At 48.4% G+C, this 14,484-nt stretch carries 13 protein-coding genes; 6 read left to right on the forward strand and 7 right to left on the reverse strand.

Annotated features, from left to right (window positions below; all coding sequences use genetic code 11):
- Positions 1-270 precede the first annotated feature (270 nt).
- Positions 271-1,665 (reverse strand): RloB family protein, encoded by a 1,395-nt coding sequence (locus ACZND6_RS07695; protein WP_279175261.1) that lies wholly within the window; start codon positions 1,663-1,665, stop codon positions 271-273.
- Between the two features lie 142 nt (positions 1,666-1,807).
- On the opposite strand from ACZND6_RS07695, the gene mobA reads away from it, so the two are divergent.
- On the forward strand, positions 1,808-2,431 hold the full coding sequence (gene mobA, locus ACZND6_RS07700) for a molybdenum cofactor guanylyltransferase MobA (RefSeq protein ID WP_008811733.1): 624 nt from the start codon (positions 1,808-1,810) through the stop codon (positions 2,429-2,431).
- Positions 2,421-3,632 carry a molybdopterin molybdotransferase MoeA gene (gene moeA / locus ACZND6_RS07705; protein ID WP_118631375.1) on the forward strand — a complete coding sequence of 404 codons (1,212 nt, stop codon included), beginning with the start codon at positions 2,421-2,423 and terminating at the stop codon, positions 3,630-3,632. The genes mobA and moeA overlap by 11 nt, the downstream gene beginning before the upstream one ends.
- On the opposite strand, the gene ACZND6_RS07710 is transcribed toward moeA, so the two are convergent.
- Positions 3,598-4,434: a metallophosphoesterase family protein gene (locus ACZND6_RS07710; RefSeq protein ID WP_008811731.1), complete on the reverse strand. Its 837-nt coding sequence runs from the start codon at positions 4,432-4,434 to the stop codon at positions 3,598-3,600. The genes moeA and ACZND6_RS07710 overlap by 35 nt on opposite strands.
- 338 nt (positions 4,435-4,772) lie before the next feature.
- Entirely contained in the window at positions 4,773-5,390 is a 618-nt protein-coding gene (lolA, locus tag ACZND6_RS07715) for an outer membrane lipoprotein periplasmic chaperone LolA (RefSeq protein ID WP_157645889.1), read from the reverse strand.
- A 303-nt stretch (positions 5,391-5,693) separates the two neighbouring features.
- On the opposite strand from lolA, the gene ACZND6_RS07720 reads away from it, so the two are divergent.
- Both ACZND6_RS07720 and ACZND6_RS07725 read left to right on the forward strand, forming a co-directional pair.
- Complete coding sequence (locus ACZND6_RS07720; RefSeq protein ID WP_008864973.1) at positions 5,694-6,716, forward strand: amidohydrolase family protein; 1,023 nt, start codon at positions 5,694-5,696, stop codon at positions 6,714-6,716.
- A gap of 11 nt (positions 6,717-6,727) precedes the next feature.
- Positions 6,728-7,402: an orotate phosphoribosyltransferase gene (locus ACZND6_RS07725; protein WP_008864971.1), complete on the forward strand. Its 675-nt coding sequence runs from the start codon at positions 6,728-6,730 to the stop codon at positions 7,400-7,402.
- Positions 7,403-7,463: 61 nt separating this feature from the next.
- Here the strand turns inward: ACZND6_RS07725 and ACZND6_RS07730 are convergent, their stop codons facing one another.
- Positions 7,464-10,013, reverse strand: coding sequence for a DNA translocase FtsK (locus ACZND6_RS07730; protein ID WP_489524522.1), 2,550 nt, complete (start codon positions 10,011-10,013; stop codon positions 7,464-7,466).
- A gap of 89 nt (positions 10,014-10,102) precedes the next feature.
- On the opposite strand from ACZND6_RS07730, the gene trxB reads away from it, so the two are divergent.
- On the forward strand, positions 10,103-11,068 hold the full coding sequence (gene trxB, locus ACZND6_RS07735) for a thioredoxin-disulfide reductase (protein ID WP_008864969.1): 966 nt from the start codon (positions 10,103-10,105) through the stop codon (positions 11,066-11,068).
- Between the two features lie 5 nt (positions 11,069-11,073).
- Complete coding sequence (locus ACZND6_RS07740; protein ID WP_008811725.1) at positions 11,074-11,721, forward strand: Smr/MutS family protein; 648 nt, start codon at positions 11,074-11,076, stop codon at positions 11,719-11,721.
- A gap of 52 nt (positions 11,722-11,773) precedes the next feature.
- Here the strand turns inward: ACZND6_RS07740 and ACZND6_RS07745 are convergent, their stop codons facing one another.
- The 3 genes from ACZND6_RS07745 to ppa form a co-directional block, all read right to left on the reverse strand.
- Positions 11,774-12,112, reverse strand: coding sequence for a P-II family nitrogen regulator (locus ACZND6_RS07745; RefSeq protein WP_008811724.1), 339 nt, complete (start codon positions 12,110-12,112; stop codon positions 11,774-11,776).
- 34 nt (positions 12,113-12,146) lie between these two features.
- The gene (locus ACZND6_RS07750) at positions 12,147-13,769 is read right to left on the reverse strand and encodes an NAD+ synthase (protein WP_278747239.1); all 1,623 of its coding nucleotides are present in this window, start codon (positions 13,767-13,769) and stop codon (positions 12,147-12,149) included.
- A 148-nt stretch (positions 13,770-13,917) separates the two neighbouring features.
- Positions 13,918-14,451, reverse strand: coding sequence for an inorganic diphosphatase (gene ppa / locus ACZND6_RS07755; protein ID WP_008811722.1), 534 nt, complete (start codon positions 14,449-14,451; stop codon positions 13,918-13,920).
- Positions 14,452-14,484: the final 33 nt, after the last annotated feature.

Raw genomic sequence — 14,484 nt, forward strand, 5'->3', positions numbered from 1 at the left:
GTCGATAAATTTTTAAAGATCATTTCGGCTTTCGCCGCCGCTCAGTTTCGTGAGCGAAGAATTGAAATTTTACTCGTTTAAAATTTTCTGTCAAGCGACTGGAGAATTTCAAATGTAAAACTTCGTTTCTGTATTTTCCGCTGCACTACTGCGTCGAAAAACGGAGGCGAATTATGAATGCTTATTTTGGGCTTGTCAAGTCAACAAAATTCAACTTTCTTTCAACAGATTTTTTTATCTCAATAAAGGCTTCAATGTCACGCTTACGTATTAGTCATTATTGTCCCTACTCGGAGGCTCTTCTTGCGTTGTCTTTGAGGAGAGCTTTTCCTTGAGTTCCAGGAGGTAACTCAACCGGCCTTCCGCATTCTTTAAAAATTTGGCTTGGTTTTCTTCGTACACTCTGTTCTTGTTGTTATTTTGTGAAGCACGCTTGCTCTTAGCCAGCAAATAGCCTGCCCTCGCTTGTTCTACTTTATTCTGAGCCGCGGCTATTTTTTCTTCGATTGCCAAAAGCTCAGTATTGTCGATGTTTAGAACTGCTGATACTTCTGAAGCGTCCTCTAAAGTTTTACCGGCTATATCCGCAAGAGCTTTCAGCAACTCAGGAAAACACGATCCTATTTGATCGGGGTCTTTATCAGAATTCTGGTACTGCACCATTGCAAATGACAATTTCGAGTGGAGTTCTTCTACATAACCCAATCCATTCTTCTTGTAGCTAGGCCACTGTTTCATAAGGGCTTCCAAGCTCTCTTCAGGATCGAATAATTTGTAGTAAACCTGCTCAATAATTTCCTTTTCCATGCTTTCAGAAACTTTGAGCAGTTGAGTTTGTGTCGGGCCAGGAAAACGGACTGATGCTGTTAATCCGCATGGAAGTTTTAAAAAGTGCATCAAGAACCAAAGCTCTATGCAGGGATTGGACCAGCAAAGACGAATTCTTCTATTGCGAGAAGCTAGTTCGAAAGCTTCCCGGTAGGAAGGATGTCTATCCCGATCGAAAACACACCAAACATCTCTTAATGTCGTTCCTTTTAATTCATCCAGCGCCAGAATTCTGGCTGCTTCCTTTACCATTTCAGCCGGTGAATTGCCTGATGGCTTGATAATGGAGATCTTATTCAGCACACCAAGTCTTCTCGCATAGGCAGAAATGTAGTTTCCTTCCGTCTCGCCTTCGACCAAGAAACAAAGGTGATCGGGCGAAGCTTCCAATGTTTCTTTAGGAACCAGGGCGCGCTTCAATGAGTCAACTAGGTCTGCGATGATTTCGGGGCAGCCCCCCGTAGCTTTGCTAATGATTTCAACCCTCAACCCTTCCCTGTACCGAAGAATAAATTCTTTGACTTCTGCTGCTTCAAGCTCGGTCTCCATTGTTTTTGTGAAAACACTGATCTCTTCAATTTCTTCATTTGTCAATTTCAGATTAGGCTCGAACTTAGCTGGATAGACGGTGAAATCTACGGTAGCTGCCTTTTGATTGATTTTCGCTCGCTTGCCCTCAGAACCTGCTTCGAAACGCACGATTTTGTACTTCAAGCCGTTTTTAGAAGCTATGTATTTCAGTTCGCTCATGATGAAACACCGACAATAGTTTATTTGTTTCATCGTCCTCCTTAGTGCGTCAGGTGATGTCTTACGTCCTAAAACAGCAAATGACAAATCAGACTTTTGTAGGCTTCAGTCAAACGATATGTTCGGGATACACTGTCCTTTTGTTCGATTCAAAATCCAGGAGTAATACAATCAAGTGATAACTCAGATGTTCGGCATTGGCCGAACACACTTTGTAGATTTATTGCGAATGAGTAACGAAACAAAAAACGAAATCAGCGGAATTCTCTTGGCAGGCGGAAAAGCCCGAAGAATGGGAGGCGTAAATAAAGGAGCTCAGCTTCTTGGAGGCCGAACACTCGCAGGCTTGGTCATCGAACGCATGAAACCTCAAGTCAAGTCCATATTCATTAGCTCTAATGAGTTTGCCGCCGAATTTGATTCTTACGGTTATCCTGTGTTCAAGGATGTTCGTCAGGATTATCCGGGGCCTTTAGCCGGAATCGAAACTATCTTAAAACAAGACTTAGGCGGTCCTTGGTATTTCGTCTCACCGACGGATACCCCGTTTCTACCGAGAAATCTGGCCGGACTTTTGCATAAGACAGCGAAAGAGAAACAGGCACTCTGTGTTTTTCCAACTCACAAAGGTAAAAAGGAACCTCTGCACTGCCTGCTTCATAAAGACGTCCTGCCCTCGCTAACCTCATTCTTGGATTCAAATAAACGGAGCGTTCTGGGATTCCTAGAGCATCTTGGTGCACTCGAATTGGAATGTGAAATCGATGAAGGCGATTTCATGAATCTCAACACGCTTGAAGAGCTGGAACTATTAAACAAAACGTTAGAACAGGAGCTTTCCGATGGAAGTTAAAACCTACACGCAGACACTCGAATTTCTGCGTTCCTATATCGAGCCTGTGGCTTCAACAGCAGAAAAGACGATTTCCGAAGCGCTTGGTTTTGTATTAGCTGAAGATCTTCACTCACCCATCGACCTTCCGCTTTTTAATAACTCAGCGATGGACGGCTGGGCTTTTGGTTCGGAAGACATCAAGCCTGAAGGTTTTACGTTAAAAGAGGTCGGATCTTCTTTTGCCGGTCATCCTTACCCGAAAAAGCTGCAGTCAGGTGAATGTGTTCGTATTATGACCGGCGGAGAAGTACCAGAAGGAGCGGACACCGTCGTCAAACAGGAAATTGTGAAGGCCGACGATAAAGAAATTACTTTCCCGTCGGAAGTAAGGGCCGATGACAATGTCCGCCGAAAAGGAGAAGAGATCAGGAGCGGTGACGTTTGCATGACGAAGGGTACGCTGCTCCATGCGCCCGAAATAAATTTCCTTGCAGCGCTCGGCATTCACAAGGTAACTGTTTTTAAAAAGGTGAAGGTCGGCTTTTTCTCCACGGGCGACGAACTTCAAAGCATCGATCAGCCACTTGCTCCGGGAAAAATTTACGATTCGAACCGTTACTGCATCGGAGCGATGTTAAGAGAAAAAGGCTTTGACATCATCGATTACGGTGTTATCAAAGATAATCCTGAAACCTTGAAAGAATGTCTTTTAAGAGCTTCTCAAGAGTGCGATGCCGTGATTACCTCCGGCGGTGTCTCCGTGGGAGAAGCCGATTTCACAAGAAAAGTTGTCTTAGAGATCGGGGAACTCATTTCCTGGCACTGTCTAATTAAGCCGGGCAAACCTTTAGCTGTCGGAAAAATCGGAAAGGCATATTTCTTCGGTCTCCCGGGAAATCCCACTGCTGCACAAGTCACTTTCTATGCCATTGTCTCCATTGCCTTGGCATTACTCTCCGGTCAGAAGGATCCTAAATTGGTCTATGCCTTAGCGGCGGCAAAAGGCAAGTTCAAGAAGAATGTAGGTTACACAGATTTCCAAAGAGGTCTGTTGACAATGGAAGACGGCCGAGTAACGGTGACGCCTGCAGGTTCACAAAAAACGGGCGCCTTAAAGTCCATGATAAAAGCCAACTGTTTCATTTACTTGGCTGATAATCAGGCTGCACCCGCTGACGGAGAACTTATCCCTGTCGTTCCTTTTTGGGGAGCCTGTTAGACCATCCCTTTCTTGAAAACCGATTGAATCGATTGAGACGCCGGAACTTAGAAGCCGGCGTTCTTCTTAACTGAGTTTTCACCGGAGAAGGTGCAGACCGGACTTTTGCTTCGAGCTCACGCGGATCGACCTGTGCGGGAACGATAACGTTTCCTTCTAAATCAATGATTCCGCGAAGTCCGATTCCGCGTGCGCAGAGTCCGTTGCACGGGCAATAGCGCTTGCTTTCATGCTGGTGGGCGTGAAAGATAATTTTGCAACCCATTTTCACAGCAAGATCGTCTAAGGCTTTGAAGCCTTTCGGATGCATCGAGGGGGCTTCATGCGTAATCAGGATGTCAGCCTTGCATTCCTTGAGTTTTTCATAGACACTCTGGAAAATCGTCGAACGGTGTCTGCGGGGAAGACCGCCGCGCCACATTCCGCTCTTGCCGATCTTTCGGATGAAAAGGCTTGGAGAAGCATAAAGCGGCATTGCCGGAGGCATCCAAATTTGGCCGCGGAATACACCGCCTAAACCGGCTACTTTAACGCCGCAAACGTCCTGAACTCTGCCGTGGAGATTATGTTTAGCGAAAGAAGACCTCCAAAGACGGTCATAAATAAGGTCTGAGTCAGTGTCGTGATTACCCGGAATCCAGTAAATCTTGGTTCCTTTAACACCTTTAAAAATCTCATCCAAGGAATGAGACGGCGTCAGGTCGCCGAGAATCAGAACCGCATCCGGGTGCCATTGGTCTATGGCGCTCAGGATGTGGTCAAACTCTCCGTGCGGATCGCCGCATAGAAAAACCTTACTCATTCATGCCTCCGTTGCTAACGAAGGCAGAGTTCACCCGACTTCTCGCCGGACGAAAAACTTCGTTCTTTGTGTCCATCAATACAAGCCGGCCTTCTTTTTACTTATAAGGGACTGGATTAGAAGACCTGGCTCCCCGTGTGTTCTGCTACTCGGAGAATAACACTATTTAGCGCCGTCTAAAAATTAAACCGACTCTCCCCACAAATTTGGGCATAAAAACTGACAAAAGAAACACAAATCGCACAATTTTTTCTAAAAAGAGAAGCACTGCGCGTTATCAGCCGCAGAGTACCTGGCTAAAAATTCAGATTCCTGCGCCAGGCCGGAACAAAGATTCTTCACTTGACTTCGATCACGTCCGCACCTTTAGGAGCCGTGAATTTAAAAGTCTCGGGGCTTAACTGAACATCAGTCTTAAGATCGGAAATCGTTAGATTTGTCTTCTCACCCATCGATCCGACAAAAATGAGTTTCTCAAGTTTTTCAGACTTAAATCCGAAAGAAACTGAGTTCACCGAAGCGTCCTTGGCTTTAGGCGTTAGCGTGATCCAGGTATATCCGTCTTCTTGCTTGGGTTGTGTCGCATTCCAATCTTTTTTGTAGGACTGAGTTCCGAATAGGATAGAGGCAGGACTCTTAGGAATAGCTCCTTTAGCCGACCGAACAGTCACTTGGTTTAAATCCTCATCCCAAATATAGATTCGGCTGCCGTCGCAAACCATCTTCTGAGGATACGGGCTGGTATAAGTCCAAACAAATTTTCCGGGCCGAGAAAACGAGAACGTTCCTTTCTGTAATTCTTCTGCAGGTTTTCCGTCTTTTTGAAAGGTTTGTTGCTCAAAAGCACCGGAAGCCTGTTTTGTCTCATTCAAAAAATTATTTAACAGATCCAACGGCTGGGAAAAAACAACGAACGGAAATAAACCGGTAATGGTCAAAAGTGCTGTTTTTTTCATGAAACGCTTCTTCCTCAATCTAACAAAAGTTAGCGATGAACTAATCATAAATGATGATTAGTAGTTTTACTAAGACTAGCGTTTTCTTGCAAACATTGTTTGCGATTTGTTTGTTCCCTCAGGCTTTTAATCAAAAAATCTCATCTTATTTTTGCTATGCTCCTAGCTCATGAAAACAGGAACAATCCAAATTCAAGAAGAAAAACTTCTGTCTTTTTGGAGGGCTTTGCGCAAGCCCAAGAATAACTGTTTTCTTCAACGGCCTTCCCAATTTCGGGAGGCCGTTTTTTTACAGGAATTGAAATGAACTTGGAAACTCCTCTTACTATTCGCTCGATGATTGAACCGGTCATCAAAAGGAACGGCGGATGGGTTAATACCCATGCTCATGCCGACCGTTCCTTTACGCTGAGTCCGGATGTACTGCATATGAGAAAGACTTGCACGCTGCAGCAGAAATGGGATGCGCTGGATAAGCTAAAGTCAGAATCCACTGAAGAGGACTTCTACAGAAGGTTTTGTCAATTCTTCGAGCTCATGATTTCTCAAGGCGTCACTGCCGTCGGTACCTTCGTGGACATCGACCCGCAGAGCAGAGACCGCGCTATCAAAGCCGGCGTTCGAGCAAGAGAGCATTACGCAGACCAGCTGGCTGTTAAATTCGCTAACCAGACGCTCAAGGGTGTTATCGATCCTGAGGCCAGACAATGGTTCGATATCGGCTCCGAAATGGTCGACATCATAGGTGCCCTTCCTAAACGCGATGAAAAGGACTACGGAAAAGGCTCCGAAGCTTTTGACATTATTTTGAGCACTGCAAAACGCCTCAATAAGATGGTTCACGTTCACGTCGATCAATTCAATGAATCGCTTGAATATGAAACCGAAGAGCTGTGCGCTAAAACCATTGAACACGGTATGCAGGGCAAAGTTGTGGCCATTCACGGTATTTCCATCGCAGCTCACTCCAGAATGTATCGCCGCCGCTTGTACGATCTGATGAAAAAAGCCGACGTCATGATGATCGCCTGCCCTACTGCTTGGATTGACACACCGCGTTCGGAAAGTATCGGCCCTGTCCATAACTCGATGACTCCTGTCGATGAGCTCGATCCTGCCGGCATCACGGTTGCCTTAGGTACGGATAACGTCTGCGACGCCATGGTGCCTTGGAATGGCGGCGATATGTGGCACGAACTGATGACGCTTGCGACCGGCTGCCGTTATGACGAAATGGAAGCCCTGGCAAAGATTGCAACGGTCAACGGACGCCGAGTCCTCGGTCTGCCGCCGCTGGAAAACACCGACTTCTCTATCCAAATCTAGGAGTGTCAGCAATGCCTACTTCTTTTATCGCTCAAGATATCATGGCTGAACACCTCCTCAGTCATAACGCCATCGTATTTCTCAAAGACAAGCCTATGCGTCTTCGCTCGGGTCTGGTCACTCCGATTTACGTTGATAACCGTATCCTTCCTTCTTATCCGGAAGCCTGGAGAGATATTGTTGAAACGATGGCATCCCGCATCGTTGAACTTAAGCTGGACTTTGACGTCATCGCCGGCGTTGAAGGCGCCGGAACTTCTCACGGCGCCGCCCTGGCTTACCGCCTCGGCGTTCCGTTCGTCACGGTTCGCCGCGCTACCAAGAGTTACGGCAACCTCAGTCGAATCGACGGTATCGACGTCAAAGGCAAAAAAGTTCTCATCATTGAGGACCATCTTTCTACCGGTCTTTCTTTATTGGATGCAGCCAAAGTACTTCGTGAAGCCGGCGCCATCGTAGAAGCCTGCTTTGCAATCACTAACTTTGATATGCCGGAGACGATGAGAAACTTTGAAAAGCATCACATCACCGCTTATCAGCTTCTTCCTTTTGCGTTCATTGTTGAAAAAGCCGAAAAATTAGGCCTTATCGACGCAAACGAGAAAGAACAAATCGATGCTTGGCTGGATACGCCCTGGACATGGGCAGCTGAGCGCGGTCTGTTTGCTCAAGCTTCTGAAAACTAATCAGTTCCCATTAACAGAAAACGGAAGGCCTCGAAACCTTCCGTTTTTCATGTGTGAACGTTTAATCCATTGAGGGACCGGAACCAACTAAAACTCGGCGTTTGCCCATACTGTTCGGTTTAGACACCACGCCTTCCTGTTCCATTTTTTCGATCAAGTTGGCGGCACGGTTATAGCCGATGTTTAAACGGCGCTGCAGGTAGGAGATAGACGGGCGATTTTCCGTCGTAACCAGCTGAACTGCCTTGTCATAAAGTTCGTTACCTTCATTGCGGGCGGAAGAAGTTTCTTCAACCTCTTCCTCTTCTTCCTCAGGTGCGTCAGTCACACCATCGACATATTCCGGCTTGCCTTGTTCCTTGAGGAACTCGGTCACACGGTAAATTTCTTCGTCCGGAACAAATGCACCGTGAATGCGCTGCAACTGAGCACTGGGCTTCATATAGAACATGTCGCCGCGACCAAGCAATTCTTCCGCACCCGGAGTATTCAGAATCGTCGTCGAGTCATAGCGGTTGGAGACCTGGAAGCTGATACGCGACGGGCAGTTAGCTTTAATCACCGGCGTGACAATATCAGCACTCGGACGCTGTGTGGCGATAATCATGTGCATGCCGGCCGCTCGGGCTTTTTGGGTCAGGCGCATGATCTGAGTCTCTACTTCCTTGCCGTAAACCATCAGCAAGTCAGCCAACTCGTCGATGATGATAATGATGTACGGGATCTCTTCCAAAGGAATCGGCGGCTGGGCATGCGGATTCATAATCGGAGTACCGGCTTCCTTCGCTTCGCGAATTCGCTGGTTGTAACCGTCAAAGTTTTTCTGTCCGGCCATCTTCAGCAGTTTGTAGCGTCGATCCATTTCGCGGACGGCCCAGGCCAGACAATGAGCCGCCTTGGCCATATCCGTAATCACCGGGGTCAAAAGATGGGGAATATCTTCGTAGGGACTGAATTCCACTTCCTTCGGATCAACCAGAATCAGCTTGAGCTTATCAGGCGGATTCTTATACAGCATCGACAGAATCATGGCGTTGATACCGACGGACTTACCGGAACCCGTAGTTCCGGCGACCAATAGATGAGGAGCTTTAGCCAAGTCAATAACGACGGGGTCGCCCGCAACGCCTTTACCAAGTGCCAAGGTCAGCGGAGAAGTACTCGACTGGAAGGGGTGACTGTTGATAATTTCTTTCAGATAAATCGTCTGTACCGACTGAGAAGAATTCGGCACTTCAAGACCAATACAGTCAGCTTCCTGCATATTCTCTACAATACGAACATTGGGCTGTCCTAAGCCGCGAGCCAAGTCTTTTGCCACTTCCACGAACTTACGAGAGCGGACGCCCGGAGCCGGCTGCAGTTTGAATCGGGTAATAATCGGCCCCGGCAGAGCAGAAAGAACCTTAGCGTTAATTTTATAATTTTGAAGTATGTGTTCGATACGCTGAGAGGTCAGGTTCAATTCTTCCCTGCTGACCTGAACCGCTTCAAACGGAGGATCGTTCAGCAACGACACCGGAGGCAGGACAAACTCCTTCGGTTCTTCCGGAACTTCTTCGATCAGCCGGGCTGGCTGTTCAACGACATGATCTTCGATCGGCAGATCTTTGACACTTTCCTCTTCATCGCGGATATCTTCAATATCGAAGGGTTCTTTTTCCATCGGCGCAACGGTATTTTCGGGCGTAGGGCGGAGTGAGGCCGGTGCCAAGTCTTCCGGATCGCGCTCATAATCAATCGGTTTAAATTGATCCGGACCTTTCACCTCGTCTTCCTTATCATCAGCGAATAAAAGTTCCTCAGTTTTAATCTCTTCAGCCCGCGGCTGAACATCCGGAGCGGAAGCAGCAGGAAGCGCAGGCAGTTCGGGAGAAGGCCCTTGTCGGTCCTGAAGCGACTTCTCTCTTTCCTCCATAGAGGCTTTCGCAAAAGCGTCATCTTCTTTGCTTTGCTTAATTGAAGCCACTCTGCGGAATAAACGCTCAAAAGTTCTTCCGATTTGTTCCGCGACCGACATCCAAGAAAAACCGAAAAACACGGAAGAACAAAACAGAACTAAAACAAGAACGAAAACCGTGGCTGCTTCTAGGCTCATCCAATAGAGGAGCTCGGATCCGATCGCGCTTCCAAGCGCTCCGCCTGTCGTGCCGGGAAGCCCTTCGGAATGAGTATGGAACCGAAGGAAGAACAGCGCACAGCAACTAAGGACCAACACACAGAAAGCCAAAATACGGAAACCCATCGGGATCGGAGAAACGGAAACTTTTTTTCCTCGCAGGCGTTTTAAGCCGCGAACCAGAAAATAAAAGAGTCCGATAACAAAGACCCAGGCGCCCCAGCCGAATAAAAGATAGAACAGATCGGCCGTCCAAGCACCCTGCACTCCGAAGAGGTTGCTGACTTGGAGCTTGGTATTGAAGCGTGAAAATCCCGGATCCGAGTAGTCATAACTTCCCAGAACAAGAGAAAGAGCGATACAAGCCGCCGCGCAAACGCAAAAGAGAACCAGACCCCAGAGTTTTCCTCCGGCGCCGACCTCGTCTTCGGAATTATTCCGAAACCGGGGGAAATTTCTATATAAGAAGGAGGTTTCTATCGAGTTGCTCATTATGTGTTAAATGGTGTTTCCGTAATTCTAGTTGTAAACCAACGCTCTATAATCGTTGGACAATTTGTGAATATTAAAGGAAGTAGAACATGACTACCAATACCGAACACAGTAAAGTTTTGATCATCGGTTCGGGCCCCGCCGGCTATACCGCCGCCGTTTATGCCGCCCGCGCTAACTTAAAACCTACTCTCATTACAGGTATGGAGCAAGGCGGTCAGCTGACAACAACGACTGAAGTCGACAACTGGCCCGGCGACCCCAAAGGCGTGATGGGTCCGGAACTTATGCAGCGCATGCTCGAACATGCTGAGCGTTTTGAAACAAGAATCGTTTTCGATGAAATTTCCGAAGCTCATCTGAACGAAAAACCGATCCGTTTGGTCGGCAACAACGGCAACTACACTTGCGACGCTCTGATTATTGCTACCGGCGCCAGCGCTAAGTATCTCGGTCTTCCCAGTGAAGAAGAATTCAAGGGCAAAGGCGTTTCCGCCTGCGCAACCTGCGACGGTTTCTTCTACCGCAACCAGGAAGTTGCCATCGTCGGCGGCGGCGACTCCGCAATTAAAGAGGCCATCTATCTTGCCGGTATCGCCTCCAAGGTTCACATGATCCACCGCCGCGACCAGTATCGCGCTGAAAAAATCATGGTAGATCGTCTTAAAGCCGTCGCAGCCGAAGGCAAGATCGTTCTCCACGAGTTCTGCACGCTGGACGAAATCCTGGGCGACAAGACCGGTGTAACCGGCGTCCGTTTGAACAACCTCAAGACGGGTGAAAAGGAAGACATTCCGGTTATGGGCGTTTTCATTGCCATCGGCCACTCCCCAAACACCAAGATGTTCGAAGACCAGCTGGAGATGAACCACGGTTACATCGTCACTAAAGGTATTGCCTCCGGCGCTGCTCAGGCCACCAACCTCCCGGGTGTCTTTGCCGCCGGCGACTGCCAGGACCAGGTTTACCGTCAAGCCATTACCAGCGCTGCTTCCGGCTGTATGGCTGCTCTGGACGCCTTAAACTATTTAGAAACAAACGGTTTGGTTGATTAACAGAAATGAATGTCGATAAAGAGTCTTTCGCTTCTCTGATGGGCTTGAAGGAACAACTGAAAGTCAAACAGGAAGAAGAAGCACGAATCGCTGCCGAAAAGGAACAAAAGCGTAAAGAGGCTGAGGCTAAAGCTCACGAGTTCGAGAATGCAATGAAAGAACTCGGAGTCAAAAAAAAAATAGGCAGGGAAGATAAAGTCTTCCACGCCATGCCGAAGCCGGCACCCATTCCTCGTCAGCGCTACGCCGACGAAAAAGCGGTGCTCGAAGACTCTTTGTCCGACAACATCAGTATCGATCACCTTCTGGATTCCGATGAACGGCTGTCTTATCGGGCACCTTCTATGGCGCCCGATGTTCCCAAGAAACTGCACCAGGGCGCATGGTCCGTTAAAGGTACCTTGGATCTTCACGGGTACACGTCGGAGGAAGCCAGACTGCTTCTGGTGGAATTCTTAAACGAGGAGAGAAAAGCCGGACACCGTGCCGTGCGAATCATCCACGGACAAGGATTCGGCTCTGCTGGACGGAAGCCTGTTTTAAAGGAAAAGGTTCCGGTTTGGCTGGCTCAGCGAAAAGAGGTGCTCGCCTTTGTACAGGCGCCGCCTTATGACGGAGGAGCCGGCGCCGTTTATGTTCTTTTAGCGCCTTAACCGGCAGAAAAAAAATTCGACCGATGCTTTGCGGCATCGGTCTTTCGTTTTGTTAGACGGCAGCGTTTCCGGTTTCACCAGTTCTGATTCGAATCACCTCTTCGACCGGCATCACGAAAATCTTTCCGTCGCCGATCTTGTTGGTACGGGCGGTTTTCATAATCGCTTCGACCGCCATGTTGACCAGCGAGTCGTCGACCACGCACTCAATCTTCATCTTGGGCAGAAAGTCCACGACGTACTCCGCACCACGGTAAAGTTCGGTATGTCCTTTCTGACGGCCGAAACCTTTGACCTCGGTCACGGTCATACCCTGAACACCAATTTCTGCGAGTGCCTCTCTCACTTCGTCAAGTTTGAAGGGCTTGATAATAGCGACGACTTGTTTCATTTTTTCTCCCGAAATTTTTTCAGAAATTTTACTCTTAAAGTCTGTATTTATTAGTGACCGGGAAGCGCCAATCCCGCCCGAAAGCGACTTTTGTCACCTTAGGTCCGATCGGAGACTGGCGGCGCTTGTATTCCGCACGGCTGACCATTCTTAAAACTTTGTCGACGACGGCACGGTCAAAGCCTGCTGCAACAATCTCTTCCGGCCCTTCACGATCTTCGATGAAGCGGCGAAGAATCTCGTCGAGCACGCTGTAATCCGGCAGAGAATCCTGATCCTTTTGATTCTCACGAAGCTCCGCGCTCGGAGCACGAGTCAGTATCGTTTCCGGGAAAACCGGATTCTCTTTACTGCATTCGTTAATCCAGCGGCACAAAGCGTAGACCTGAGTCTTGTAGACGTCTTTAATCACGGCGAAACCGCCTGCCAGGTCGCCGTACAGGGTTGAATAACCGACCGCCATTTCGCTCTTATTCCCGGTCGTAGCAACCATCGAGCCGAACTTATTGGAAATAGCCATCAGAATGACACCGCGGATACGTGCCTGAAGGTTTTCTTCAGTGACATCGTGCGGCATGCCGTTGAACTGCTTGGCCAGCATGAATTCAAATGCCGTGTAGCCGTCCTGAATTGAAATCGTCTCAAGGCGTACGCCCAAACGAGAAGCCAATTTGGCCGCGTCACCACGGCTTAATGAAGATGTATAAACGGACGGCATCATCACGGCGAGCACTTTGTCGTTGCCCACGGCGTCCACCGCGATCTTAAGGACCAGTGCAGAGTCCACGCCTCCGGAAAGGCCCAGCACGACACCCTTAAATCCGTTCTTATTGATGTAGTCCCGCATGCTGACAACCAGGGCTTCGTAAAGCACGGCCCACTCAGACAGCGGCTGGGAATCCTCTCCGCGGCAGATTCTGCCTTTTCTGACTTCCACAGAAAGAAGCGACTCTTTCATATGAGGCGCACGGGCCAGAACCTCGTCGGCCGAGCAGGCAAAAGTTTCTCCGTCAAAAACGATTTCATCCTGCGCTCCGCACATATTAACGTAGCAGGCGTCCATTCCGATGGCGTTCACATGGCGGCGCACCATATTTAACCGCTGTTCTTCCTTTCCTTCTTCAAACGGAGAAGCATTGGCGATTAAGAGAACCTGTGCGCCCTGCTCTTTGGCTTGCGAAGGTGCTTCCGGGAACCAAATATCTTCACAAATATTGACGCCGAAGCGCGTATCTCCGACATCAAACGTGCAGACGTCTTCTCCGCCCGGCGTGAAGTAGCGTTCTTCATCAAAAACACCGTAGTTGGGAAGATTCTTCTTTCGATAAGTAAGGAGAATTTTGCCGTTGAGGATGACGGAGACCACGTTATATAAACGGCCGGCTTCTTTTAAGGGATAGCCTGCAAGAATATGCAGTTTCGGGAAACGGGTTGAATATTCAACCAGTTCATTGAGTTTCTTTGCACAGTCTTCTAAAAAACTGTCCAAAAACAATAAATCTTCTGGAGGATATCCGCACAAAGAAAGTTCAGGGGTCACTAAGATGTCGGAATGCTTCGCTTTTTCTGCGGCTTCGGCTATCCGCTTAAAGTTTCCTTTCAAGTCACCGGCAGTCTGATTCAGCTGCGCCATTGAGACCACTACTTTTTCAATCATCCGTGAACCTCCTAATCGATTGCGGACTCCAAACCCGATGTTCTAGATCATACAAAACAAAGTGCCGTCCGAGTGCTCAGCGGAGGCCAAAAATAGAAAACCCGAGCGAATTGCCCGGGTCTCATCCTAAAAAACAGGGATCGAAAGATTATTTAGCGTTGTTGTAAGCTTCAACGCCTTTCATGATCACCTTGCAGGCTTCTTCAGGACCGGTCCAGCCGGAAACCTTAGCCCATTTGCCTTTTTCCAGATCTTTGTAGTGTTCAAAGAAATGGCGGATCTGAGCAAGATAATCTTCAGGAACATCATCGATGGTCTGAATCTTGTTGTAGCGCGGAGTCAGCTTCTGAACCGGAACTGCAAGCATCTTCATGTCGCCGCCGCTTTCGTCTTCCATCAGGAGCATGCCGAGCGGACGGCAGCGGATCACGGATCCGGCCAGCAGAGGGAACGGAGTAATCACGCAAACGTCAACGGGGTCACCGTCATCGCCGAGGGTCTGAGGGATGAAACCGTAGTTTGCAGGATAACGCATGGAAGTGCCGATGAAACGGTCGACCAGAAGAGCGCCGCTTTCTTTGTCAACTTCATACTTGACGGGGTCGCTCTGTGCGGGGATTTCAATCACAACATTGAAATCGTGCGGCAGGTCTTTTCCTGCGCTGATTTTGCTCATATCCATAATATTTTTCCAACCTTCATTAATTAGGAAATA

Source organism: Parasutterella sp., assembly GCF_057870745.1.